Raw genomic sequence first — 24316 nt, 5'->3', positions numbered from 1 at the left:
TTTGAAATGGTTTTTAGAAATATAAATAAGTATGTATAAACCAACACTTGATTACGCACAGCAGTTAGATAAAGAAGATAAATTAGCTCATTTAAGAGCGCAATTTCATATTCCAAAAGACAAAGATGGAAATGACTGGTTGTATTTTACAGGAAATTCCCTTGGATTACAACCTAAACAAACGCAACAATACATTCAACAAGAATTAGACGATTGGGCAAAATATGGAGTAGAAGGACATTTTGAAGCACGAAACCCATGGATGCCATATCACGAATTTTTAACGAATTCTATGGCAAAAATAGTAGGAGCAAAACCACTAGAGGTTGTTGTGATGAATACCTTAACAACCAATTTGCATTTGCTAATGGTATCGTTTTATCAACCAACTAAAACAAAATATAAAATTGTTATAGAAAGTGATGCTTTTCCTTCGGATAGATATGCAGTACAATCGCAATTAAAATTCCATGGATTTGATACTGAAGATGGTTTGATAGAATGGAAGCCTCGTGAAGGAGAAGAGTTATTACGTATTGAGGATTTAGAAAAAATAGTTGATGAACAAGGAGATGAAATCGCTTTGTTATTGATTGGTGGAGTGAATTACTACACAGGCCAATATTTAGATATCAAGCGAATTGCTGAAATAGGACATGCGAAAAATTGTATGGTTGGAATTGATTTGGCACATGGAGCAGGAAATATATCTCCAGAATTGCACGATAGCGGGGTAGATTTTGCAGCTTGGTGTACCTATAAATATTTGAATTCAGGACCTGGAAGTTTAGCTGGATTGTTCGTACATGAAAAACATACACACAACAAAGATTTACCACGTTTTGCCGGATGGTGGAATCATAACAAGGAAACTCGTTTTAATATGCGTCAGCCATTTGATGTAATGCCAGGAGCAGAAGGATGGCAGTTGTCAAATCCGCCAATTTTATCCATGGCAGCAATTAGAGCTTCATTAGACATGTTTGAAGAAGTAGGGATGGAAGCGCTGAGAGCCAAATCGGAAAAACTAACTGGGTATTTCGAGTATTTAATCAATCAAATTGATACGGCCAGCATTAAAATTATCACGCCTTCAAATCCAAAAGAAAGAGGTTGTCAATTATCTATTCAAGTAAAGAATGCTGATAAAAGTTTACATAAAAAACTAACCGAGAATAATATTATTACCGATTGGAGAGAACCGGATGTAATTCGTTGTGCACCGGTGCCTATGTATAATAGTTTTGAAGATGTGTTTAGAATGGTTGAGAAATTAAAAGAATTATTGTAAATGAAAAATCTACTTATAGCTTTTTTAGTAGTATTTAGCTTTAACAGTGTAGCTCAAACTAAATATCAAAAAGATTTTGATTATTTATGGGATATGTTTGATAGTTACTATGCTTACTTTGATCAAAAACAAACAAATTGGGCAGAGGTAAAAGAGATTTATCAAAAAGAAGTAGAAAAGGTTTCTGATGATTCACAGTTTATAAGACTTGTAGAAAACATAACGTATGAACTATACGACCCTCATACAGGCATTAATCGAAATTTAAAATCATCTTTTAAGTTGATACCTACATCTACTGATGCTTGGATAAAAATAAAAGATGGTAAATATTATATAGTAGACATCAGACCTGGTTTCGAAATTGAAGAAACAGGATTAAAAGTTGGAGCTGAACTACTTCGTGTTAACAATCATAAAATTGAAGATTTAGTAGAGAAAGTATTGCCAAAATCGTTTAAAAATCCAAAGGATGATGTAAAAGAGTTTTTTGCAAACCTGTGGTTTGCAGGAAAACATAATGAAGAAAGAGTGATTCTGGTACTTGAAAATGGAGAAAAAAAGGAATATAGCTTTAATAAACCTACTGCTTCAGAAAAGGGAGTAGGGATTTTAAGTTCAAAAATTATAGAAGGAAATATTGGTTATATTAAGCTTAATAATTCTTTAGGAAATAATGATGTAATTAAAGCTTTTCCCAAAAAAGTAGATGAGTTTAAAGATACAAAAGCAATTATTGTTGATTTAAGAAGTACGCCAAGTGGAGGTAATACAGAGGTAGCTAAAAGTATTATGGGAAAGTTTATCACCAAAACAATTCCATACCAAATGCATGAAAGAGTTGGTTTAGAAAGAGAGTTTGGGATAAAAAGAAGCTGGATAGAATTGTTAACTCCTTTAGAAAATCCATATGAAAAACCAGTTTTTGTGTTAGTAGGAAGATGGACAGGAAGCGTAGGTGAAGCGATTGCTCAAGGTTTTGATAACATAAAGTCAGCAAAAGTAGTAGGAACAGAGATGGCAAAATTATTAGGAGCTATTCAATGTGAAACATTACCTAATACCAAGATTAATTTATGTTTTTCTGTAGAAAAACTGTATCATGTAAACGGTACACCAAGAGAACAATTTATTCCTGAAATTCACACTAAAACAAGTGAAGAAACATATAAAAAAGCGATTCAAATAATAAATGAGTAAAAAAGACAACATAGTAATTATAGGTGCTGGTTTATGCGGAAGTTTATTGGCACTTCGTTTAGCCCAAAGAGGATATAAAGTAGCAATGTATGAAAGTCGTCCAGATTTACGAGTTACTGATATTTCAGCAGGACGTTCCATTAACTTAGCATTATCTGATCGCGGTTTTAAAGCTTTGCGTTTATGTGGTGTGGAAGAAAAAGCACGTGAAATTTGTATTCCAATGTATGGGCGCTTAATGCACGATAGAGAAGAAAATACTTTTGCGTCTAATTATTCAGGAAGAGAAGGAGAGTATATCAACTCTATTTCAAGAGGTGATTTAAACGGGATTCTATTAACGGAAGCAGAGAAGCACGAAAATGTAAATATTTATTTTAATACAGAGTGTACTTCGGTAGATATTGAAAATACAGTAGCGCACTTTAAGGATTATAATACCAAAGAAGAGTTTTCGGTAGATGGAGATGTGATTTTTGGAACTGATGGAGCGGGATCTGCATTGAGAAAAAGCTACTATTTAGAAAGAAAATTCTTGTTTAGCTATTCACAAAACTTCCTTACGCACGGATATAAAGAATTAGAAATTCCTGCGGATAAATTAGGAAACCATCAAATAAGTAAAGATCATTTACATATTTGGCCTCGAGGAGAGTATATGTTAATCGCTTTACCTAACTTGGATGGAAGTTTTACCGTAACCTTGTTTTTAAGTTATGATGAAGGAGAATACAATTTCAATAACTTAACTACTGAAGAAAATATAACCGAATTCTTTGAAAAAGAATTTTCAGATGCGTTGGCGTTAATACCGAGTATTAAAGACGAGTTTTTAAACAATCCAACAGGAGCTTTAGGAACTGTAAAATGTTCACCATGGCATTATCAAAATAAAACCTTGTTAATGGGTGATGCAGCACATGCAATTGTTCCGTTTTATGGACAAGGAATGAATGCTTCTTTTGAAGATGTAACTGTATTTGATACAATTTTAGATACACACGAAGGAGATTGGGAAGCTACTTTTAAAGCATACGAAAAAGCACGTAAAGAAGATACTGATGCCATCGCCGATTTGGCGATTGATAATTTTTACGAAATGCGCGATCATGTAGCAAATCCGTTATTTAAGCAAAAAAGAAAGTTAGAAATGGATTTAGAAAAGACGTTCCCAACAGAATATTTTTCAAAATACTCTATGGTAACTTTTAATGAAGAGATTCCTTATGCAGAAGCGATGAAAAAAGGACGTGCGCAAGATAAAGCCTTGTTAAATATGGTTGCACATCATGATTTAGATACCATCACTGATTTAAATGAGGTGTTAAGAAAGGTGCAAGAAGAAACCAACGAAATTTTAGAAGAAGATAAAATCGCAGGGTTGTAAGTGAAAAGGTATATAGTCATATTAAGAGGAATCAATGTCTCGGGAAAAAATAAACTACCGATGGCGGAGTTACGCGATATTTTGAATGAGTTAGGATTTCAAAATGTACAAACCTATATTCAAAGTGGTAATGTTATTTTAGATTCAGAAGAGACAAAAGAAACCGTTTGTCATAAAATTAAAGAAGCGATAGCGACAGAGTTTGGATATGATGTACCTGTGTTAGTTAGAACTCCAGAAGAATGGAGAAAAGCATTAGATAATTATCCGTTTTCACAAGAAAATGAAAAGATAGTGGCTTTTGCTTTCTTAGACAGAATACCTAACGAAACTGTGATTGAAGTTAGTGGAATTAATGAAGATGAGTATTTGGTGGCCGATGATGTAGTGTATTTGTATTGTCCGTCTAGTTTTGGAAGAACTAAACTGACAAACAATGTTATTGAGAAGAAATTGAAAGTAACCGCTACGACTCGAAATTTAAAGACAACGATAAAACTATTAGAATTAGCAACGAAATCATAAATCGTCATTACGAGGAGAGAAACGACGAAGTAATCTTATGATAAGGATTGCTTCTACTTTTAAAAGTTTCGCAATGACGTTTAAAAACAATATTATGGATAGTAAAGTAATCAAAGGAAAAGCAATACCAAGAGGGAAGTTTCCGCATGTAAAACAAGTAGGAGATTTTATTTATGTGTCGGGAACAAGTTCTCGAAGACCTGATAATTCTTTTGAAGGTGTTGAGGTAGATGAATTTGGAACCACCAACTTAGATATTAAGAAACAAACCCGAGCGGTAATTGAAAACATCCGAGATATTTTAAACGAAGTAGGAGCAGACTTATCTGATATTGTAGATGTAACCTCGTTTTTGGTAAATATGAATGATTTCGGAGGCTATAATCAGGTATATGCTGAATACTTTGACTATAACGGACCAACCAGAACAACAGTTGCTGTACATCAATTACCACATCCTCATTTATTGATTGAGATTAAAGTGGTGGCGTATAAGAAACAAGGATAAAGAACCGAGAATCAAGACGAAAGAAGTCTTTTTTCTTTAATCTGTGAATGAAATGAACATTAAAAACTACATAAACGGAGAATTGGTAGCGCCAGTAGCAAATAATTATATAGATAATTACAATCCGTCTATTGGAGAAGTGTATGGACAAATTCCTAATTCTACTAAAGAAGATGTAGCATTAGCGTATAAAGCAGCGAAGGCAGCATTTCCAGCTTGGTCGAATACTACGTTAAATGAACGTAGAGACATTCTTTCCAGAATAGCACAGTTAATTCAGCAAAGATTGCCTGAATTGGCAGAAGCTGAGGCAAAAGATAATGGAAAACCATTAAGTTTGGCTACCGCGATAGATATTCCAAGAGCATCGTCAAATTTTCAATACTTTGCAGATGCAATTACACAGTTTTCCTCAGAAGCTCACGAGAGTGTTGGTTTAGGAGCAATGAACTTTACTCTGCGTCAACCTATTGGTGTAGTAGCGTGTATTTCTCCATGGAATTTACCATTGTATTTGTTTACTTGGAAAATTGCTCCGGCAATAGCAGCAGGGAATTGTGTGGTAGCAAAACCTAGTGAAGTTACCCCAATGACAGCGTATTTATTAGGAGAAATTTGTAATGAAGCAGGTTTGCCTAAAGGTGTATTGAATATTGTTCACGGATTAGGAACTACCACAGGTCAAGTGATTATTGAGCATCCGGATATCAAAGCAATTTCATTTACAGGAGGTACCGCTACAGGAGCACACATTGCACGTACAGCTGCACCGATGTTTAAGAAACTATCGTTGGAGTTAGGAGGTAAAAATCCGAATATCATTTTCGCTGATTGTGATTATGATAAAATGCTAGAAACTACTGTACGTTCATCGTTTGCTAATCAAGGTCAGATTTGTTTGTGTGGAAGTAGAATTCTTGTTGAGGAAAGTATTTATGAACAATTCAAAAAAGACTTTGTTCAAAAAGTATCACAGCTAAAAATAGGAAATCCATTTGATGCAGATACGAACATAGGAGCTTTAGTATCAAAACCACATTTAGAAAAGGTAAAATCGTATATAGATATTGCAGAGGAAGAAGGAGGAGAAATTTTATATGGAGGAAACACGGTAACGGTAGAAGATAGTGAGAATGGATACTATTTAGAGCCTACTGTTATAGAGGTTTCTAGTAACCAATGTAGATTAAATCAAGAAGAGATTTTTGGTCCTGTAGTTACTATTATGTCTTTTAAAACAGAAGATGAAGCCTTGCAGTTAGCAAATGATGTGGTATATGGATTGTCATCAACATTATGGACCAATAATTTAACCAGAACTATGCGAATATCTAAAGAGTTGCATACAGGAATTGTTTGGGTAAATACATGGTTATTGCGTGACTTAAGAACTCCTTTTGGAGGTCAAAAAGCGAGTGGAGTAGGACGTGAAGGAGGTTTTGAAGCTTTACGCTTTTTTACAGAACCGAAGAATGTATGTATAAAATATGAATAAGGAAATAAAGGAAAAAATAATTGCTGTTTGTGAAGAGAAGATTGCTAAGAAAGGAGAGAGTGTAGGGCTTTCGTTTTATGCATTTTTCAAAAATAAAAATGACAATCCGAAAGTACTAATGGAAGTGGCTACTTGGTGGATTCAAACACATCAGTTAGACCATTTTGAGAAAGCAGTTAAGATTAAACAAATGATTCAGAATAACGAATAAAATGAATTTAGAGATACAACATAAAAACGCCTTGGTATGTGGTAGTACACAAGGAATAGGAAAAGCAGCAGCAATACAATTAGCTCAAGAAGGAGTAAATGTTACTTTGGTAGCTCGTAGTGAAGAAAAGCTAAAAGCTGTATTGGCAGAATTACCAAACAATAACCAAAATCATGGATACTTGGTAGTAGATTTTACCAATCCAACAGACTTAAAAGAAAAGTTAGAAACAACAGATTTACAGTTCCATATTTTAGTAAATAATACAGGAGGTCCAGCAGGAGGTCCTGCATTAAATGCCAAGTTAGAAGAATTTGAACGAGCTTTTACGATGCATTTAAAATGTAACCATGTGTTGGTGCAAGCGGTAGTTCCTTTTATGAAAGAACAAAATTATGGTAGAATTATCAATGTAATTTCTACATCGGTAAAACAACCATTAGATGGGTTAGGAGTTTCAAATACTATTCGTGGAGCTGTGGCTAATTGGAGTAAAACATTGGCGAATGAGTTAGGACAATTCGGAATTACGGTGAATAATGTATTACCAGGAGCTACAGCTACAGAGCGTTTGACAGAAATTATCAATAATAAAGCTGCTAAAACTGGTAAATCGATAGAAGAGGTTGCAGAAATGATGAAAAATGCATCACCAGCAAAACGTTTTGCTAAACCTGAAGAGGTAGCCAATGCGATTGTGTTTTTAGCAAGTGAAAGAGCAAGTTTTATCAACGGAATTAACGTTCCTGTTGACGGAGGTAGAACAAAATCTTTGTAAATTTATAGAGCTTTTGTCATTATGAAGAAGTATGACAAAATAATTTCAAGAATAAAATAACGTATTGCCACAGCAAATTTGAAATTTGTTTGGCAATGACAAAATCTAAATAAAATGAGCAAGTTAGTACAACCTTTGAATTTCAAAAAGTGGATTGATGAAAACCGTCATTTACTAAAACCACCAGTAGGAAATAAACAAGTATGGGATAACGGAGAGTATATCGTAATGGTTGTTGGAGGTCCTAACAATCGTAAAGATTATCATTACAATGAAACACCAGAGTTTTTCTATCAATTAGAAGGAGATATGGTGCTAAAAATTATTGATGATAAAGGTGAAATGATTGATGTTGAAATTAACGAAGGCGATATTTATTTATTACCAGGAAAAGTACCACACTCGCCACAACGTAAAGCAAATACGGTAGGTTTGGTTATTGAATATCCACGTGATGAAGGTATGATGGATGCTTTAGAGTGGTATTGCGAAAATTGCGGACATCAATTATATCGAGAAGAATTTGCTTTAGATAATATTGAGACAGATATGCCAATAATTTTCGATAAGTATTATTCTGATAAAGAAAAATGTACCTGTGATAAATGTGGTACTGTGATGGAAGCACCAAACAAAGCATAAATTTTGCAATAGAAACCAAAATGAAAAAACGCAAATTAAGAATAAACGGACATTCGCATTTATTGCCTTATCCAGAACAAATTCCGCAGTTTATGAAAGACAAAGGGATTTTTTGGGTAGATAAGGATAGGAAATTCATGCTACAAAAAGATTGGAGTCGACCAGTAACAGATTCAAGTTTCTTTTTAGATGAAAAGTTAGCATGGATGGAGCATTTTAAAATCGATCATGCGGTGGTGTTGAACTTGTCTCAATTATATGGGAATGGTTTACGCTTGGAAGAAATGAAGCAAGCGTTACGTTTTCAAAACGATTTTAATGCACGTGTGCAGCATGAAAATCCGTCGAAATTCACAACAGGTTTTGTAGTACATCCTGGGTTTGTTCGAGGTGCTTTATGGGAAATAGAGCGTTGTGTTGAGGTATTAGGAATGCGCTTGCTATGTTTGCCTACACATTACATGGATACCATAGGTACTTGGCGTTGTATTTTTGATGAGGAAAATGAGCCTATTTTTGAATTAGCTGATAAATACAATTTAGCGGTTGAAATTCATCCGTATGATGGAGAAAAATTCATAAAACTACAAAATACAAGTTGGCGTTTTCACTTAATATGGATGTTGGCGCAATGTGCAGATGCCTATCACTTTTTAACGTTAAACGGATATTACGAGAAATACCCTAATATGCGTGTGTGTTTTGCTCACGGAGGTCAATTAGCTCAAATGAATTTAGGGCGTCGTATTCAAGGATTTGACGGAAGACCTGATTTATTTGAAGGAAAACAACATCCTCGTAAAGCTGTGGGGCATAAAAATATATTCTTTGATACATTGGTTCATGATACTGGTTCGTTAGATTTATTGATTAAAAATCAAGGAGCAAAGCAAGTATTAATAGGATTGGACGATCCGTATCCATTGGGTGAAATGGAGAGTGAAATTCAATCATCATATCCGGGAAAAATTTTAGATTTAGCTATTGATAGAAACATTATTAACGAGCAAGAAAAAGATGAAATGTGGGAAGATAATGTATTACAATGGTTGTTTGGAGATGATAAAAAAGCAAAAAAGGATTTAGTTTCTAAAATCTTACAATAAATGGCTGAAGTAACACAGTTTCATAACTTACTACATACGTGTATTTCATTTATCGGAGCTGTGTTATTACTAGCAATTTACTATAATATAAGAAAGCGGTTTAAAGAAGTTCTAGAAGAAGGTAATTCAATAAAAAGAGTTGATAAAGGTTTGTTGTATTTCAGCTTTGGAATGCTAGTTTGGGTAATTTCAGGTATTTGGGCACTACTAGCGAATTATTTCACTTTTGAAAAAACAACAACTCATCAAGTAGGGGTGAATATTCTATCAACTGTAAATAACTTATTCTGGTTGATGGCATTGTATTATGTACACGATGCTCCTAAGTTTATCTATAGGAATGAAAAGAATGTAAAAGTTATAGCATTAATAATTGTTGTTGTAGCTTCTATAACGTTATTATTCTCTTCTTTATTTGGAAATGAATTTTATTATGGAGTAAAAATAGCGGCGCTTCCAGATGTTTTACTAACGACTTTTTTGTGTTTTTTAATGGGAGTTTCTTTTTATAGAACTTTTATGTATAGAGACTTAAAGTTGGTCGCTTTTATATCGGTTATAGCAATTGTATTGTTATTTATTTCTCAGTTATCTGATGTTTTAATTGGCTTTGATAATGAGTTTACAAACCAATTAATTAGGGTTATAGCCAAAACATCATTAGTATCAGTGTTTTTAGTATTAGCGACAAGTTGGGTAATACAATTAGCGCATACGCCAAAACCTAATGAAATGAAAATTCAGTTTTTAGATTGGTCGCTGATAAAATTAACCATTCCATCTAAAGGAATTGTAAATGCTAAAATAGATTTTGGATCTAAAACAACACAATACAAGAACCTGTTAACATTTGCTTTCAGGAGAAAATATTTAGAAGCAGACAAACAAGCAATTATAGTAAATTCAGGAGGTGACATTAAAAGTCAAACATACGTTACTAGAATTATAGATAATATAAATTCAATTTTGAACCTTGAAGAAGAAAAATTAGAGCGCAAAGATTTAATCACATTTATAGGTGAGAGTAAGTATCGTTTGCGAATCCTTCCTGAGCATATAGTTATTGATAAAGCTTTGTTAGAGGAATATAAACAACAATTATAAGCTATTTAATTTACCTAATAGCTTTATAAGTTTTCCTTTGGTTTTAGCAAACTCGTATTGATTTTTAATTTCTTTCAATTTACTTTCAATTAATTTCACTTCTCTGTAATTAATTAAGAAAATAGAACTTTCTCCCAAAGAAAACTTACGCTCTTCACTTTTTACAATTGTATTGTAGTCGCTTACAAGGTTTTTTAAAATATTATTTTGTTTTTTATATGATGTAATTTCTTGCTCGGTAGCAGTTATTTTGTTTTGTAAAGAAACTTTAGTTGATGCAATTTCAAAGTCAATATCTTGTAGCTTTAGCTTAGCAAGCTTTAAGTCTCCTCTAGATTTACGTAAGAATAGAGGTATGCTAACTTGAAGAGAATTCTTGTAGTTCGCAGTACTAAAAGCATCAAAATTATTCACTTTTGAAGAGAGTAAATTATACTGAAAATCTACCTTAGGTAATAAGTTGTTTACTTTTAGTTGTTTATTTATTTCTAGATTTCTTTTCTTTAACTCGAGTAACTTTAACTTAGGATGATTTTCAAATTCATTATCAAATAATGTAGTTATAGAAGTGTTTAGAATAGCATCAATATTAGAAAAAGTAGTAACGTCAGGAATTATTTCTTCTTTTATTTCCATAGGAATGTTGTTACCAATCCATAAATAATTAGAAAGTTCTAACTTAGATTTAATGTATTTAATATTCGCTTTTTCTAGATCTAACTTTCTGTTTTTTAAATTAATATTAGCCTCTAAAGTATCTATAGCTGGTTTATCACCAGCTTTGAAACTTTTCTTTACGTTTTTTAATCTAATATCTGCGTTAGCGTAATAGTCTCTGTATACGTTATAACTCTGATAATACTGCAACCAGTTTAAGTATGTGTTAATAGCTTCAAATAAAATATCATTAATCAATAGCTGTTGTTCTAATTCACCTTGTTGATTATAGAGTTTAGCTTGTTTTAAAGTAGCCATCCTTTTGTTAATAAATAAGTTTTTAGCTAAAGAAACAGATATTCCAACGTTATACAAACCATTTTCAGGAGTGTTATGTTCCGGGTTTAAATACTGGCCAGAATTATTTTCATAACTACCTTTTAACTCTATTCCATACCAAGTTGGAATTTTAAAGGTTGAATTTAATTTTTTGTAATAATCCTTGCCTTTAAACTCTTTTCTGTCGTAGTCTACTTCTATTTTAGGATCAAAAGTACCTCTAGCTTTTAATAATTTAGCCTCATTGGTACTTGTAATAAGCTCAGCTTGTTTTATAATTGGATGATATTTTTTTACATAGCCTAAATATTCCTCTAAACTAAGTTGAGTGCTTAAATTATTTTGTGCTGTAGCTATAAAGCTTAGTAACAAAAAAAGGATAGTTAACCTTTTCATCTATTTGTCTTTTTATTGTTTTATTGGGTGATTCTTAGGCTTCTTTTTTTGAGCCTTTACCACTCTCTTTATTTTTTGGTTGGTAAAAGTTAGGAGGGAAGCTGTTAATCTGTCTCCATAACTCAAACCATATAGGTACATTTTCCAATAAGGCAATAGTTTTTGCGCCAGAACCTACTCTAATAGCTTTTGGCCAAGGCTCTTGCTCGTTATTTGGAACAATTAAAACACGGTACTTCCCATTGCTACTAATAAAATTTTCGATAGCTACAATTTTGGCACCGTAAGTTCCATACGATACATTAGGCCAACCGCTAAATACCATAGCAGGCCAACCATCAAACTGAACGCGAACTTCTTCACCAATGTGTATCAGCGGTAAATCTATGGGTTGTATATACATTTCAACAGCCAAATCGTAGTCAGCAGGCATAATATTTACTAATTGTTCACCTTCTTTAAAAGTTTCACCAATACCAGATTTTATAGCTTTGTTAATGTACCCGTCTTGTGGAGCTGTAATGAATAATAATGAACTTCGTTTGCTGTAATTAGCTAAGCTAGTTTCTAGTTTTGAAACTTGAACTTCTGCTTCATAAGCACCAGATTGCGCGCTATACAAGCTACTTTCTGTTTTAGACAATTTATCAGCATAAGAAGCTTGTGTACTACTAATAGCTAATTGTGCATTGATAATATTATTTTTAGAAGTAAAGAATTTATTTTCTTGAGAAATTAATTTAGCTGATAACTCTTGAAGTTTCGCTCTTTTTTCTTCAACATCTTTTACAGCTTTTAAGCCTTCTTTTTCTAAGGTAACAGTTCTATCAAACTGAGTTTGAGCTATTTTTTGTTTTATTTTAATAGCTTCAAAATCAATACTATCACTTTTAGTCTTTAAATAAGCTTGCTTTAATTTGTTTTTTGCTTGCTCTAATTTAAGTTTTCGCTCTTTTTTAATAGCAATAATCTGATTTTGTAGAGCGCTAATTTTATTGTTATATGCTTTGGCAGATAGTGTTTTAGAGTTTAACTGTTTACCAGTTCTTTCAGTAAGTTTAGTATCAAAATAGCCACTTTTTATTTCTGAAATTCTTAAAATAGTATCTCCTTTCTTTACAAAATCTCCCTCTTGTACAAACCATTCTTCTATACGTCCAGGTATTTGAGATTGTAGTGTTTGTGGACGTTGATTAGGTTTTAACGTAGTAACATGTCCTTCACTGGATACATTTTGAGTCCAAGGTAAAAATAAGATAACAACCAAGATAACAGAAAAGACTAGTAAAAATCTTTTAAATAATTTGTGGTACTCTTTTGTAAAAATGTCTTTTCCAGATTTGAATTTTGTGATATCTATTTGATCTGAAACGGTGTTTTTTGATATATTTAACATGATTACCTAGGATTTAAAGTTAGTTATACTACCTTTTTCAAGGGTAATTTGTTTGTTGCACTTCTTTTTCCAGTGTTCATTACGGCTTACAATAATTAAACTCCATGGTTGAGAAACATCAGTAATGAAATCAATTATCTTTTCAGCTTCATCTTTTTCAAACAAATCAAGCGGATCTTCCAAAATGAGAAGTTTTGGTTTTTTAATGATTGCTCTAGAAAGAATAATTTTTTTAGCTACTGTATAAGCAATGAGTTTCCCTTCAGGTTTTAAATAAGTGTCTAAACCTTTAGGTTGTTGCTTTAGAAACTCTGTTAGTCCTGTAATTTTAAAAATACTGTATATTTCCTCGTCAGTGATAGATGAATCTCCAAAGGTTATATTTTCTCTAATAGTCCCTTCAAAAGGAGTTTCTTCAGAAAGAGACAACCCCAAGTTAGCTCTATAATTATTGGTAAAAATACCTTTTAATGATAAATCATTTACAAAAATATCTCCATATGTTGGTTCAATTAAACCAGAAATTAATTGTATTAAACTAGATTTTCCAGAGTTACTACTTCCTTGGATTAAAACCCTATCGTTAGGGTTTATTTCAAATGAAACATTGTTAATTACTGGTTTTGGTCGGTTGTTAACAACATAGGAAACGTCTTGAAGTTCAATTTTAAAAGGTTTGTCTCTGTTAACACTACTACCTTCTTGCGGTTCTATTGGTTTATCAATAACTTCTCCTAATTTTTCTATAGATGTAAGTACATCGTAAAAAGATTCAAGTCCTAAAATTAATTTTTCCACAGAATTCATAATTAGGATGATAATGATTTCAGCAGCTACAAATTGACCAATATTCATTTGTTGTGTCAGTACTAAAAAACCACCTATAAGTAATAAGCCAGCGGTAATAATTACTTTAAAACTAATCATTTGAATATACTGCATAACGAGTACTTTAAAGTGACTCTCTCTTGATTTTAAGTAATCATCTACAAGAATATCACTTTTTTCTAGAGCTAATTTTGTTTTCCCTGATAGTTTAAAACTTATAATAGTTCTTGCTATTTCTTGTAGCCAATGTGCTACTTTATATTTGTTTTTTGATTCTTTTAAGCTCGTTTCTAATCCTTTTTCTGCTGTATACTTAAAAACAACATAGATTAATAGTAAAACTAACAATCCGAAAATGATAAAAAACGGATGATAAAACGAAAGAAGTAATAAGGCAAAAACAATTTGCAATAGGGCAGAAGGTGCATCAATTAATATTTTTGAAATACCTTTTTGAATGGTTAGTGTATCAAAAAAACGATTGGCAAGTTCAGGAGGATAATAGTTTCTTAGTTCAATCATCTTAATTTTAGGAAAACGATAACTAAGCTCTATTGATGCTCTGGTAAAAATTCTCTGCTGAATAGTTTCAATAATCCTAAACTGCATTAGTTTTAAAATTCCACTAAAGGCAACACCAGCAGTTACCAGTATAACTAAAACAATCCAAGAAGCAGAAACCTGTGCTGCTTGTAATAAGTTTATAATGGCTTGTACACCTAAGGGTAATGATAAAGCAACAATACCTTCAAAAATGGCATAATATGCTATTTGTAGCGTGTCTTTTTTCTCTAGGTTTATTAATCCTAGAAATCGTTGCCATGGAGTTAGTTTATTTTTCTCTTTCATTAGAAAGTACGTTTAAAGTTAGTTCAATAAAAAAGGAGGTAGTAGTTGTGCTTTCATCACAATTGGTTAGTGACTTAAAATGTGATTTTACAAATTGCTGATGTAAAATTCCTTCAATTATAGTGCTTGCAAGTGTTAATGGATGTTTGTAAGAATTGTTATAATTACTAATTATTTCAGCAAAACGTTTTACTACTTCTTTGTACAATTTAAAAAATCCTTCTTTATTTTCAGTATCTACTTCTTTAGTAGAGTACGATTTTGAGTTTTCGTTAATTACTATTAAGTTAAGTAAGGCCTCATTAATATGTGAAAAGTTATTGTCTTTCTCAGCTTTTCTAGCCAGAACCTCAATCGCTTTAATTAATTTATCTTTTGGGTTACTAATACTGTAAGTTTCTATTACTAATAAATATTGAATCCACCCCCAATACCAAGAAGTTAAGTAAACTAAGAGTTTATGTTTACTTTCAAAGTAACGATATATAGAGCTTTCGTTTGAGCCTATTACTTTACCAAGTTTCTTGAAGTTGAAACTTTCAAAACCAATTTCTTCAATGAGTATAATGCTATTCTCTATTATTCTTTTACCCAAATCAGAGGTCTCAGGGTCTTTTATATATATTCCTGAAGGGATTTCTATTTTTAAATTTGATAGTAAATTTTTCATAAATAAAAATTAATAGTGCAAATATAATAGTAAAACTATCACAAAAGCGTTTAAAGATATTAATAAGATGTTAATTTTTAGCCTTTAAATCGGTTACAAAAACTCACAAAAGCTTATTTTTTACTACAATTAACTACATGTCTTCTGTTTTTTTAAGTTGAAAAATATATTCGTAAAAACTTAAAAATTATTAAACATATGAATTCAAGAACAGATGTTTTAGGACATCCAAGAGGGTTGCTGTATTTATTTTTTGCTGAATTATGGGAGCGTTTTTCTTTTTATGGAATGCGGGCATTGTTGGTATTATACATGACCAAACATTTATTATTTTCTGATGAAATGTCATTCGGAGTGTACGCTGCATATATGTCGTTAGTATATGTAACTCCAATGATTGGAGGAATGCTAGCTGACAAAATTTTAGGATTTAGAAAAGCAATTGTTTTAGGAGGGGTGTTAATGGCACTAGGACATTTCTTTTTAACTTTTGAACACCCAGTATTTTTTTATGGATCATTATCCTTAATTATTGTTGGAAACGGTTTTTTCAAACCAAATATATCTTCATTTGTGGGTAAGTTATATACTGAAGGAGATAGTAGGAGAGATGCTGGATTTACTATTTTTTATATGGGGATAAATATAGGAGGAGCAGTTGCTCCACTATTATGTGCGTGGTTGGCAGAATTATATGGTTGGCACTACGGATTTATTTTGGCAGGAATTGGTATGTTGTTAGGATTGGTTGTTTTTAAAGGAGGTCTTAAAAGAAATGTTTTTGAAAATAAAGGTTTAGTTCCAAATCAAGAATTATTTGAAGAAAAACAATTTGGAATAAAAAAAGGAAATTTAGTAACAATTGGAGCAATTTTGTCCGTACCAGTATTTGCATTAATAGTTTATTACCATGAGTTTGAGCATTATTTGGTTTGGATTGTTTCGTTATTTCTGATATTGTTTTTAATCAAGATTTTACGAAATGTGACTTCGAAAGAGCGTAAAAAACTTTCTGTAGCCATTTTTTTTACTGTTTTATATACTTTGTTTGCAGCAATTTTTGAACAGGCAGGTAGTTCATTGACTTTGTTTGCTGATAGAAATGTAAACCTAATAGGATTAAATGCAGCTCAAACCAATAGCATCAATTCAACTTTTATAATTCTAATGGCAATCCCTTTTTCTATACTTTGGGGTTATTTACATAGAATACATAGAAATCCAAATTCTGTTGTAAAATTTGGATTAGGCTTGTTGTTTTTGGGGGTAGGTTTTATAACTTTTGGATTGTCAGGTTATCAAGTTGACGATTTAGCTAAAACCCCAATGGTATATTTAATTTTAGGATATTTTATACTAACTACTGGAGAGTTGTTTTTGTCTCCCATAGGTTTGTCTAAAATGACAGAGTTATCACCTGTAAAATATATTGCTTTTATTATGGGAGTATGGTTTTCAGCAAACTTTTATGGTCATTTTTTTGCAGGAAAAATAGCTAAATTGACTACAGTTGTCAATGGTAGTTTAGGAGTGTTTTCTAAAGGCTTTTTTGGAAAGGTAACAGAATTGTTTACTGGTTTATCATCGAAAACAGTTATGGAGCAGTCTGAGATTTTTCATCAATTATATTCGTATGTTTCTGTATATGCTAATCTAGGAGTTATTTCAGCAATCATAGGTTTGTTAGTAATTGCTTTTTACAAACCAGTAAGAAAATGGATGTTTGAAGTACATTAAAAATAAAAAAGCCTCAGAAATTATTCTGAGGCTTTAAAATATATTTTAATCTGTTTTTATTTAAAGACAGATGTAATGTTTAAAGCTACTTCATCCCAAGTTTTTGAAACTCCATCAGCTCCTTTGTGTAAATCTTTACAAGCAGTATTTAAAGAATCTAAAGCGTTTTCAGCTTGCCAATCGGTAATTTTCATAGTTGCATTTAAGCTAAACTCTTTTCCGTTTAAAGTGTATTTAAAAGGAAGTTTTTTAGTAACACCATTCATAGTTAAATTAGCGTGACCAATAGAATCATTTTCTAAAACTAATTTACCAGAAAGTAATTCAGTGTTGTTCATAACTCCGAAGAAAAACTTTTTAATTTTAAAGTCTCTACTAGTATCTTTTGTAAAAATACTACTTACAGGAATAGAAAATTCGGCATTGTTGATAGCTTCTTTAGCTGTCTCAGCTTCACCACCAGCAGTAATATTTACTTTTTGGAACTGTCCACTTACAGGTACCTTTTCGGTAGTTTTATAAGCTGTCCAGTTTATTAAGTTGTCAGCGTCTTGTAAAACAAATGCAGCTTTCTTTTCTACTTTAACTTCTTCCTTTGTAGTTTCTGTTTCTTTTTTTGCCTCTGATTTACAAGATGTCATTTGAAAAACTGTAAAACAGATAACTAAAGAATAAACGATTTTTTTCATGAGATTTATTTTATGATTGAATTTACTAATTTAATATATTCTTTTTTAGCTTCTCGTTCACTCATACCTCTAAGTTGCATCCAAGCATTAAATTTAAAGGCATTTCGTAAATCACTATTGTCATTAAATGTAAATCTATCTCCCTTTACCGCTTGTTTATAGTAAGCATATAAGCGTAGCATAACATCAGGAGGTAGTTTTTCCTCTAGATCAGATGCTATTTTATAAGCTTCTTTAAACTTTAAATCTAAATCATTTTCCATGGGGTGGATAGTTATTTATGTAGATAGTTTACATTATGTAATGTATATACAAATATACGAAGGGTGCAAGGAAAAACAAGCTATCTAGCCTATCTAATAAGCCTCCATGACCTGGCATAATTGTACCACTATCTTTTACTTTAGCTTGTCTTTTAAGTTTAGACTCTACTAAATCTCCTAAAGAACCAAAAATAGCAACTATAATAGCAATGATTATCCAATCTAAAATAGAAAAGATTCCAGAGTATTGACCAATAGTAAAACCTGCAATTATTGAAAATAATAAACCGCCTACAAAACCTTCAATCGTTTTTTTAGGAGATACCTTCTCAAATAATTTACGTTTTCCAAAGTTTTTACCTACTAAAAAAGCAAAGCTATCGTTAGTCCAAATAATAAAAATTATATAGATGACTATGTTGGGGTGATAAGAACCATTTAAGAAAGGAAGGTTCATTAAGAAGTAAAATGGTAATACTAAATATATAACTTGTAAAAATAGTTTTTTAGCTAAAGTATTTGTTTTAATAGATTTAGAACTTAAAAGTAAATAAAGTAAAATGACAGATCCAATTATAGTAGTACCAAATAAATAATCAGTATACTTAAATACTGTATTTTGAAAAGTTAAATAAACAACACTTGCTAAAAGTATATATGGAACAATGTTTTTTGTTTGTATAATTTTAGAAAGTTCCCAAATACAAACAGTAGCAAACAGAGCAAGTAATCCTATATATGTTTCTGCTGAAAAAAGAATAGCAGAAATAAATAGAATAGCATAAACAAGTGCAGAAAGACTTCTTACAAAAAGGTTAGACATATTTTAAAGGTCTTCAAAGAGCAGCAAATATAAATCTTTTGTGTTATTATTACCATAACTCAAAAAATTATCATCTTCAATTTCAAACGTATAATTCTTAATAGAACTAATATTGGTTGGTATGTTGCCGCTAAAATGTGTTTTAATACCTGTTAATCCTTCTCCTGTGTTTTTTACTAACTGACTAGTAGTAGCATAAACAATAAAATGTTTTGAGAGAGATGCTAGTTTGTGACTGCCTAATTGATTAGAAGAAAATAAAATTTCTCCTTTATCGGCAATTAAATGTTCACAAGAGGTAAAAAAAGGTACAGATTCTGAGGAGTGGTTTTGTACTGAAATATCAATTTTCTCGGTAATCTTTAATAAATCAAAATCGGTGCAAGTAATTTTACGCCAATTGTTTTCTTGTAAGATGTTTTTTAAATTTTTACTTACCTCGTTTATTGATGTACAGTATAAAAACTTTCCTCCTTTATTAATAAAATGATGAACAAAAGAATCATCTAAAGACAAATGAACTTCTTGTTCGTTGACTTTTTTTTCTTTAGATGATTCTTGATATGTTTTAAATAATTTTTTGAAAAAATTCATTAAAATAAAACTATTCTTCTGTTGTAATTTGAGGTTTCTCTTCCTTTCCAAAAGGTCTGTCTCCAAAGATTTTTATTAAATCATCTTTAAAGATAACTTCTTTTTCCAGTAATAAGTCAGCAAGTTCTGTTAACTTATCTCTGTTTTGGTCAAGTATTTCAATAGCTCTTTTGTATTGAGTTTCTATTATTTCAGAAATTTCTTCATCAATCTTTTTAGCAGTGGCATCACTATAAGGTTTCACAAAGGCATCATTACCTGATGAATCGTAATACGTAACATTACCTACTTTGTCATTTAAACCATAAACAGTAACCATAGCTCGAGCCTGTTTAGTAACCTTTTCTAAATCACTTAACGCTCCAGTTGAAATTTTATTGAAAATTAATTTCTCAGCAGCTCTACCTCCCATAGTAGCACACATTTCATCAAGCATTTGTTCTGTTTGAACAATTTTTCTTTCCTCAGGAAGATACCAAGCGGCTCCTAAGGATTGACCACGAGGAACAATAGTTACTTTAACTAAAGGAGCAGCATGCTCTAACATCCAACTAACAGTTGCGTGACCTGCTTCATGAAAAGCAATTACTTTCTTTTCTTTAGGAGTAATCACTTTATTTTTCTTTTCTAATCCACCTACAATTCTATCAACAGCATCTAAGAAATCTTGATGTTCTATAGCATCTTTACCTTTTCTGGCAGCGATTAAGGCAGCTTCGTTACATAAGTTAGCAATATCTGCACCAGAAAAACCTGGTGTTTGTTGTGCTAAGAATTCTAAATCGGCATTAGCAGCTAATTTTAAAGGCTTAATATGAACTTCAAAAATTTCTCTACGTTCATGCAAATCCGGTAAGTCAACATAGATTTGACGATCAAAACGACCAGCACGCATTAAAGCTTTATCTAATACATCAGCACGGTTGGTTGCAGCTAATACAATAACATTAGTATCAGTACCAAAACCATCCATTTCTGTTAATAATTGGTTTAATGTGTTCTCACGTTCATCATTACCACCAGTCATACTATTTTTACCTCTAGCACGTCCAATAGCGTCAATTTCATCAATAAAAATGATAGAAGGAGATTTTTGTTGCGCTTGTTTAAACAAGTCACGTACACGAGAAGCACCAACTCCAACAAACATTTCAACAAAATCTGAACCAGATAAAGAGAAGAAAGGCACACCAGCTTCACCAGCAACAGCTTTTGCTAATAAAGTTTTACCTGTACCAGGAGGCCCTACTAATAAAGCTCCTTTAGGAATTTTACCACCTAATTTGGTATATTTTTCTGGACTTTTTAAGAAGTCAACAATTTCTTGAACTTCTTCTTTAGCACCTTCTAAACCAGCTACATTTTTAAAGGTAGTTTTAACCTTAGTATTTTCGTCAAAAAGTTTAGCTTTGGATTTACCAATGTTAAAAATTTGACCTCCAGCACCACCACCTCCAGCAGCTCCAGACATTCTTCTCATGAAGAAAAGCCAAATAACAATTAATAAAATAAAAGGAAGGAAGCTAATAATAGTATCCATCATACTAGTTCTTTCTACATTTACTTTGTCAAAATCTAGGTTCTTTTCTTCTTTTTCCTTGTTGATTTCGTTTTCAAAGTTTTGTAAATCACCAAAGTTATATGTGTAAAGAGGCGACCCTTTTCTATAAAAAGGAGAATCTGCTAATTTTTTATGTTCTTCTTTTTTTAAAGCTTCAGGCTTTAAGAAAATTTGTGCAACATTATTGTTTTCTACAACGATTTCATTAATATCGTTTGCTTGAAGAATTTTAGTAAACTCGTTTTTTGTAATATTACGAGAACCTAAGTTTCCAGAGTTAAAAAAGCTTAACCCTAGTAAGATAACTATTATTGGTATGTATAGCCAAAATGAGCTGAAACTAAATTTTGGCGCGTTTTTTTTATTATCACTCATAAAAAGGTGTATAAAATGTTAGCAATTATGCTGGGTTGATTTCTGTAATTTTAGCATCACCCCAAAGACTTTCAATGTCGTAAAATTCACGAACTTGTTTTTGAAAGATGTGTACAACAACGTTTACGTAATCCATAAGAACCCATTCTGAGTTTCCTTGTCCTTCAATATGCCAAGGTTTATCTTTTAGTTCTTTACTTACTATTTTTTGTACAGAGCCCGAAATGGCATTAACTTGTGTGTTCGAGTTAGCAGAACAAACTACAAAATAATCACAAACAGTGTTTTCTATCTCCCTTAAATCTAGTAATTGGATATCCTCTCCTTTTACATCATCAATCCCTTTAATAATCACAGCTAAAAGATCGTCTGTGTTTGTTTGTTTTATTGTCATTAAAAAAAATTAAGTTTTAGCAAAGTTATTATTTTTTTGCGAGTAATTTATGTAATATTGATACTTGTTTTACACGCTAAATCTACATGAAAATAATCAAACTTAATGCCATCGACTCTACCAACACCTTTTTGAAGAATATGGTGTCAAAAGTGGTAGCTGATGATTTTACAGTTGTAGTTGCTAAAACCCAAACTAAGGGTAGAGGACAAATGAATTCTGAATGGGTTGTTGAAGAGGGGAAAAACCTTACGTTTAGTGTGTTTTCTAGGTTTACAGACTTAGATGTTGAAAAACATAAGTATTTAAACTTTAGTGTTTCATTAAGTGTTTTTGAAGTTTTAAAAGAGTTAGATTTACCCAGTTTGGCTATAAAATGGCCTAACGACATTCTGTCAGGAAATAAAAAACTTGGAGGCATATTAATTGAAAATACCTTAAAAGGTAGTAAAATAGTGTCGTCTGTAATAGGAATTGGAATAAATGTAAATCAAGATTCATTTTCTAAAAACTTACCGAATGCTTCTTCAGTAAAAAATATCTTAGGTAAAGAATTTGACTTGGATATATTGTTAAAAAGTTTTTTAAAGAAGCTAGAAGGTTACTTTAGGCTTTTAGAAAAAAATGAATATGAATTATTAGAAGAAGCTTACTTAAAGTTTTTATACAAAAAAAATGTTCCAACAATGTTTAAAAACAGTCAGAACATTTTATTTATGGGTAAAATTATTGGAGTTTCAAAAAGTGGAAGCCTCCAAATAGAATTAGAAAACGAAACAATTCAAGAGTTTGGCTTGAAAGAGGTTTCGTTTGCTACTTTATAACTTTTCTAAATTTTCAGTTAGAGTTCCAATAAACTTCGTTAATGGAGCTTTTACCATCATTGCCATCATAGCATTAAACTCACCATTAAACTTTAAAGTAACTTGGCTTTCATTATCACTAATATCAGCAATGTCAGCAGCTAATGTAAAAGGTAATTTGCTACTTGCGGCACCTAAAGTAACATTAGAATACTCAGTTTTTTCTTTCATTATTAAACGAATTTCTGGCATACCTTTTAAACCAAAAATAAAACTATCACCATCAACTTCAAATTTTTGAGTGTTTTCAGGCATTAGTTGTTCAAAATTTTCTAATTTGGTTAGAAATTCAAATAAATCTTTAGATGATTTTTTTACAGTAACTGTATTTCCTTCTATATTCATTATTGTGCTGTTATTTATCGTTTTTATTCCATTCACTAGGAGCAATTCTCCAATCTTCTAAAGTTCGAAGTTCTTCACTAGTAATATACTTACTATCTAAAGCTTGCTCTAATAAATGTTCATAATTACTTAAAGTAGTAAGTTCTACTTTATCATTTTTAAAATTCTCTGTAGCTATATTAAAACCGTAAGAAAAAATAGCAATCATTCCTTTTACATTGGCATGTGCTTCTTTCAATGCTTTCACGGCATTTAAACTACTTTTACCAGTACTAATTAAATCCTCAATTACTACAACATTTTGTCCACTTTCTATGTGGCCTTCAATTTGGTTTTGTCTACCATGTTTTTTAGGTTCAGGTCTAACATAAACAAAAGGCACACCTAGCTCTTGCGCAACTAATATACCAATTGCTATAGCACCAGTAGCAACTCCTGCAATTACATCAGGTTTACCATGTTTTTCTTCTACTAGTTTAGCAATTTCTTGTTTTAAAAAATTTCTAACAGGAGGGTACGATAATGTAATTCTGTTATCACAATAAATAGGTGATTTCCAGCCAGAAGCCCATGTGAAAGGTTCTTTGGGACTTAATTTTATAGCCTTAATTTGCAAAAGAAGCTCGGCAGTTTTTTTTGCTGTATCTTTGTTAAAATCCATAGCGCAAATGTATAAAGTTTTTGTTAATGATAAACCAATAATCTTTACAACTTCACTTAAAAATGAAGAAGGTTTTCCAGTTTATATCTACAAAAATACAATTATTGAAGAACTTATTTACAAGTTAAAAGTGGGTAAGTTAAAAGGTGTTTATATCTATTCTAATAACTTATCAGAAGATTGGTTAGATTTTAAAGTTAAGTTTAAAGTAATTACAGCAGCTGGAGGATTAGTTCTAAATAAAAGCAAAAAAATACTATTTATTTACAGAGGAAATAAATGGGATTTACCTAAAGGACGTGTTGAAGAAGGAGAAAATTTAGAGGAAGCAGCCATAAGAGAAGTTGAAGAAGAATGTGGTATAGAAAAACTAATAATTAACCAAAAGCTACTTATTACCTATCATTTATTCATGCAACAAAATGAATATCGATTAAAACAAACACATTGGTATTTAATGTTTTCTAGTTATGAAGGAGATTTAACACCTCAATTAGAAGAAGGTATAACTAAAGTTGAGTTTAAAGGTGAAAAAGAAAGAGAAAAAGCGTTTCAGAATACATTTGCTAATATAATAATGGTGTACGAATCTTATTTAAACAATGTCGATTAATGACACTCTGTCATAA

Annotated in this window: 26 protein-coding genes; 14 read left to right on the top strand and 12 right to left on the bottom strand. The window is 31.5% G+C overall.

Annotated elements, in window-relative coordinates:
- Positions 1–31 precede the first annotated feature (31 nt).
- From kynU to LCI24_RS11750, 11 genes are all read left to right on the top strand, one after another.
- Positions 32–1291 carry a kynureninase gene (gene kynU, locus LCI24_RS11800; protein ID WP_274640555.1) on the top strand — a complete coding sequence of 420 codons (1260 nt, stop codon included), beginning with the start codon at positions 32–34 and terminating at the stop codon, positions 1289–1291.
- A complete protein-coding gene (locus tag LCI24_RS11795) occupies positions 1292–2491 on the top strand; it encodes a S41 family peptidase (RefSeq protein WP_274640554.1) in 1200 nt (399 codons plus the stop codon). It abuts the gene before it with no gap.
- On the top strand, positions 2484–3878 hold the full coding sequence (locus LCI24_RS11790) for an FAD-dependent oxidoreductase (RefSeq protein ID WP_274640553.1): 1395 nt from the start codon (positions 2484–2486) through the stop codon (positions 3876–3878). The genes LCI24_RS11795 and LCI24_RS11790 overlap by 8 nt, the downstream gene beginning before the upstream one ends.
- Positions 3879–4403 carry a DUF1697 domain-containing protein gene (locus tag LCI24_RS11785; protein ID WP_274640552.1) on the top strand — a complete coding sequence of 175 codons (525 nt, stop codon included), beginning with the start codon at positions 3879–3881 and terminating at the stop codon, positions 4401–4403. It abuts the gene before it with no gap.
- A 94-nt stretch (positions 4404–4497) separates the two neighbouring features.
- Positions 4498–4911, top strand: a complete 414-nt coding sequence (locus tag LCI24_RS11780; protein WP_274640551.1) for a RidA family protein — start codon at positions 4498–4500, stop codon at positions 4909–4911.
- A gap of 52 nt (positions 4912–4963) precedes the next feature.
- Positions 4964–6406 carry an aldehyde dehydrogenase gene (locus LCI24_RS11775; RefSeq protein WP_274640550.1) on the top strand — a complete coding sequence of 481 codons (1443 nt, stop codon included), beginning with the start codon at positions 4964–4966 and terminating at the stop codon, positions 6404–6406.
- A complete protein-coding gene (locus LCI24_RS11770; protein ID WP_274640549.1) occupies positions 6399–6617 on the top strand; it encodes a DUF6500 family protein in 219 nt (72 codons plus the stop codon). The genes LCI24_RS11775 and LCI24_RS11770 overlap by 8 nt, the downstream gene beginning before the upstream one ends.
- 1 nt (position 6618) lies before the next feature.
- Positions 6619–7395 (top strand): SDR family oxidoreductase, encoded by a 777-nt coding sequence (locus LCI24_RS11765; RefSeq protein WP_274640548.1) that lies wholly within the window; start codon positions 6619–6621, stop codon positions 7393–7395.
- 114 nt (positions 7396–7509) lie between these two features.
- The gene (locus LCI24_RS11760; protein ID WP_047789336.1) at positions 7510–8037 is read left to right on the top strand and encodes a 3-hydroxyanthranilate 3,4-dioxygenase; all 528 of its coding nucleotides are present in this window, start codon (positions 7510–7512) and stop codon (positions 8035–8037) included.
- Positions 8038–8057: 20 nt separating this feature from the next.
- A complete protein-coding gene (locus LCI24_RS11755) occupies positions 8058–9143 on the top strand; it encodes an amidohydrolase family protein (protein WP_274640547.1) in 1086 nt (361 codons plus the stop codon).
- Positions 9144–10247, top strand: a complete 1104-nt coding sequence (locus tag LCI24_RS11750) for a hypothetical protein (RefSeq protein ID WP_274640546.1) — start codon at positions 9144–9146, stop codon at positions 10245–10247.
- On the opposite strand, the gene LCI24_RS11745 is transcribed toward LCI24_RS11750, so the two are convergent.
- The 4 genes from LCI24_RS11745 to LCI24_RS11730 are packed head-to-tail and all read right to left on the bottom strand — an operon-like array spanning position 10242 to position 15382.
- Positions 10242–11639, bottom strand: a complete 1398-nt coding sequence (locus LCI24_RS11745) for a TolC family protein (protein ID WP_274640545.1) — start codon at positions 11637–11639, stop codon at positions 10242–10244. The two genes, LCI24_RS11750 and LCI24_RS11745, sit on opposite strands and share 6 nt — an antisense overlap.
- A 34-nt stretch (positions 11640–11673) precedes the next feature.
- A complete protein-coding gene (locus LCI24_RS11740) occupies positions 11674–13035 on the bottom strand; it encodes an HlyD family secretion protein (RefSeq protein ID WP_274640544.1) in 1362 nt (453 codons plus the stop codon).
- Between the two features lie 6 nt (positions 13036–13041).
- Complete coding sequence (locus LCI24_RS11735; protein ID WP_274640543.1) at positions 13042–14712, bottom strand: peptidase domain-containing ABC transporter; 1671 nt, start codon at positions 14710–14712, stop codon at positions 13042–13044.
- On the bottom strand, positions 14696–15382 hold the full coding sequence (locus LCI24_RS11730) for a TetR/AcrR family transcriptional regulator (RefSeq protein WP_274640542.1): 687 nt from the start codon (positions 15380–15382) through the stop codon (positions 14696–14698). Before LCI24_RS11730 ends, LCI24_RS11735 begins: the two co-directional genes overlap by 17 nt.
- Before the next feature lie 198 nt (positions 15383–15580).
- Here LCI24_RS11730 and LCI24_RS11725 point away from each other — a divergent pair, with 198 nt between their 5' ends.
- Positions 15581–17119 (top strand): peptide MFS transporter, encoded by a 1539-nt coding sequence (locus tag LCI24_RS11725; protein WP_274640541.1) that lies wholly within the window; start codon positions 15581–15583, stop codon positions 17117–17119.
- A 56-nt stretch (positions 17120–17175) separates the two neighbouring features.
- Here LCI24_RS11725 and LCI24_RS11720 read toward each other — a convergent pair whose 3' ends face one another.
- Genes LCI24_RS11720 through rsfS form a run of 6 tightly spaced genes read right to left on the bottom strand, consistent with a single transcriptional unit; the run spans position 17176 to position 21818 of the window.
- Positions 17176–17808, bottom strand: coding sequence for a YceI family protein (locus LCI24_RS11720; RefSeq protein WP_274640540.1), 633 nt, complete (start codon positions 17806–17808; stop codon positions 17176–17178).
- A gap of 5 nt (positions 17809–17813) precedes the next feature.
- Positions 17814–18071, bottom strand: a complete 258-nt coding sequence (locus tag LCI24_RS11715; RefSeq protein ID WP_274640539.1) for an acyl-CoA-binding protein — start codon at positions 18069–18071, stop codon at positions 17814–17816.
- 28 nt (positions 18072–18099) lie between these two features.
- Positions 18100–18894, bottom strand: a complete 795-nt coding sequence (locus LCI24_RS11710; protein ID WP_274640538.1) for a phosphatidate cytidylyltransferase — start codon at positions 18892–18894, stop codon at positions 18100–18102.
- Between the two features lie 3 nt (positions 18895–18897).
- Positions 18898–19488, bottom strand: a complete 591-nt coding sequence (locus LCI24_RS11705; RefSeq protein WP_274640537.1) for a hypothetical protein — start codon at positions 19486–19488, stop codon at positions 18898–18900.
- A gap of 10 nt (positions 19489–19498) precedes the next feature.
- Entirely contained in the window at positions 19499–21424 is a 1926-nt protein-coding gene (gene ftsH, locus LCI24_RS11700; protein WP_274640536.1) for an ATP-dependent zinc metalloprotease FtsH, read from the bottom strand.
- A gap of 25 nt (positions 21425–21449) precedes the next feature.
- On the bottom strand, positions 21450–21818 hold the full coding sequence (rsfS, locus tag LCI24_RS11695; protein WP_047789323.1) for a ribosome silencing factor: 369 nt from the start codon (positions 21816–21818) through the stop codon (positions 21450–21452).
- A gap of 86 nt (positions 21819–21904) precedes the next feature.
- Between rsfS and LCI24_RS11690 the strand changes: the two genes are divergently transcribed.
- Positions 21905–22642, top strand: coding sequence for a biotin--[acetyl-CoA-carboxylase] ligase (locus tag LCI24_RS11690; RefSeq protein WP_274640535.1), 738 nt, complete (start codon positions 21905–21907; stop codon positions 22640–22642).
- On the opposite strand, the gene LCI24_RS11685 is transcribed toward LCI24_RS11690, so the two are convergent.
- Positions 22637–23026 (bottom strand): SRPBCC family protein, encoded by a 390-nt coding sequence (locus LCI24_RS11685; protein WP_274640534.1) that lies wholly within the window; start codon positions 23024–23026, stop codon positions 22637–22639. The genes LCI24_RS11690 and LCI24_RS11685 overlap by 6 nt on opposite strands.
- A gap of 10 nt (positions 23027–23036) precedes the next feature.
- Positions 23037–23687 (bottom strand): orotate phosphoribosyltransferase, encoded by a 651-nt coding sequence (pyrE, locus tag LCI24_RS11680; RefSeq protein WP_274640533.1) that lies wholly within the window; start codon positions 23685–23687, stop codon positions 23037–23039.
- 7 nt (positions 23688–23694) lie between these two features.
- On the opposite strand from pyrE, the gene LCI24_RS11675 reads away from it, so the two are divergent.
- A complete protein-coding gene (locus tag LCI24_RS11675) occupies positions 23695–24300 on the top strand; it encodes an NUDIX hydrolase (RefSeq protein WP_274640532.1) in 606 nt (201 codons plus the stop codon).
- The last annotated feature ends 16 nt before the right edge of the window (positions 24301–24316 follow it).

The sequence above is a fragment of the Tenacibaculum larymnensis genome (assembly GCF_028829235.1).
GTDB lineage: Bacteria > Bacteroidota > Bacteroidia > Flavobacteriales > Flavobacteriaceae > Polaribacter > Polaribacter larymnensis.
Note: the sequence above shows the minus strand (reverse complement) of the source record. Positions and strands in the feature narration are given on the sequence as shown.

Coding starts and splice junctions, on each gene's coding strand:
- LCI24_RS11720 (WP_274640540.1), bottom strand. CDS start 17,808: ATGAAAAAAATCGTTTATTCTTTAGTTATCTGTTTTACAGTTTTTCAA.
- rsfS (WP_047789323.1), bottom strand. CDS start 21,818: ATGACAATAAAACAAACAAACACAGACGATCTTTTAGCTGTGATTATT.
- LCI24_RS11780 (WP_274640551.1), top strand. CDS start 4,498: ATGGATAGTAAAGTAATCAAAGGAAAAGCAATACCAAGAGGGAAGTTT.
- LCI24_RS11715 (WP_274640539.1), bottom strand. CDS start 18,071: ATGGAAAATGATTTAGATTTAAAGTTTAAAGAAGCTTATAAAATAGCA.
- pyrE (WP_274640533.1), bottom strand. CDS start 23,687: ATGGATTTTAACAAAGATACAGCAAAAAAAACTGCCGAGCTTCTTTTG.
- LCI24_RS11765 (WP_274640548.1), top strand. CDS start 6,619: ATGAATTTAGAGATACAACATAAAAACGCCTTGGTATGTGGTAGTACA.
- LCI24_RS11685 (WP_274640534.1), bottom strand. CDS start 23,026: ATGAATATAGAAGGAAATACAGTTACTGTAAAAAAATCATCTAAAGAT.
- kynU (WP_274640555.1), top strand. CDS start 32: ATGTATAAACCAACACTTGATTACGCACAGCAGTTAGATAAAGAAGAT.
- LCI24_RS11710 (WP_274640538.1), bottom strand. CDS start 18,894: ATGTCTAACCTTTTTGTAAGAAGTCTTTCTGCACTTGTTTATGCTATT.
- LCI24_RS11770 (WP_274640549.1), top strand. CDS start 6,399: ATGAATAAGGAAATAAAGGAAAAAATAATTGCTGTTTGTGAAGAGAAG.
- LCI24_RS11795 (WP_274640554.1), top strand. CDS start 1,292: ATGAAAAATCTACTTATAGCTTTTTTAGTAGTATTTAGCTTTAACAGT.
- LCI24_RS11690 (WP_274640535.1), top strand. CDS start 21,905: ATGAAAATAATCAAACTTAATGCCATCGACTCTACCAACACCTTTTTG.
- LCI24_RS11705 (WP_274640537.1), bottom strand. CDS start 19,488: ATGAATTTTTTCAAAAAATTATTTAAAACATATCAAGAATCATCTAAA.
- ftsH (WP_274640536.1), bottom strand. CDS start 21,424: ATGAGTGATAATAAAAAAAACGCGCCAAAATTTAGTTTCAGCTCATTT.
- LCI24_RS11730 (WP_274640542.1), bottom strand. CDS start 15,382: ATGAAAAATTTACTATCAAATTTAAAAATAGAAATCCCTTCAGGAATA.
- LCI24_RS11755 (WP_274640547.1), top strand. CDS start 8,058: ATGAAAAAACGCAAATTAAGAATAAACGGACATTCGCATTTATTGCCT.
- LCI24_RS11745 (WP_274640545.1), bottom strand. CDS start 11,639: ATGAAAAGGTTAACTATCCTTTTTTTGTTACTAAGCTTTATAGCTACA.
- LCI24_RS11675 (WP_274640532.1), top strand. CDS start 23,695: ATGTATAAAGTTTTTGTTAATGATAAACCAATAATCTTTACAACTTCA.
- LCI24_RS11750 (WP_274640546.1), top strand. CDS start 9,144: ATGGCTGAAGTAACACAGTTTCATAACTTACTACATACGTGTATTTCA.
- LCI24_RS11790 (WP_274640553.1), top strand. CDS start 2,484: ATGAGTAAAAAAGACAACATAGTAATTATAGGTGCTGGTTTATGCGGA.
- LCI24_RS11760 (WP_047789336.1), top strand. CDS start 7,510: ATGAGCAAGTTAGTACAACCTTTGAATTTCAAAAAGTGGATTGATGAA.
- LCI24_RS11775 (WP_274640550.1), top strand. CDS start 4,964: ATGAACATTAAAAACTACATAAACGGAGAATTGGTAGCGCCAGTAGCA.
- LCI24_RS11725 (WP_274640541.1), top strand. CDS start 15,581: ATGAATTCAAGAACAGATGTTTTAGGACATCCAAGAGGGTTGCTGTAT.
- LCI24_RS11735 (WP_274640543.1), bottom strand. CDS start 14,712: ATGAAAGAGAAAAATAAACTAACTCCATGGCAACGATTTCTAGGATTA.
- LCI24_RS11740 (WP_274640544.1), bottom strand. CDS start 13,035: ATGTTAAATATATCAAAAAACACCGTTTCAGATCAAATAGATATCACA.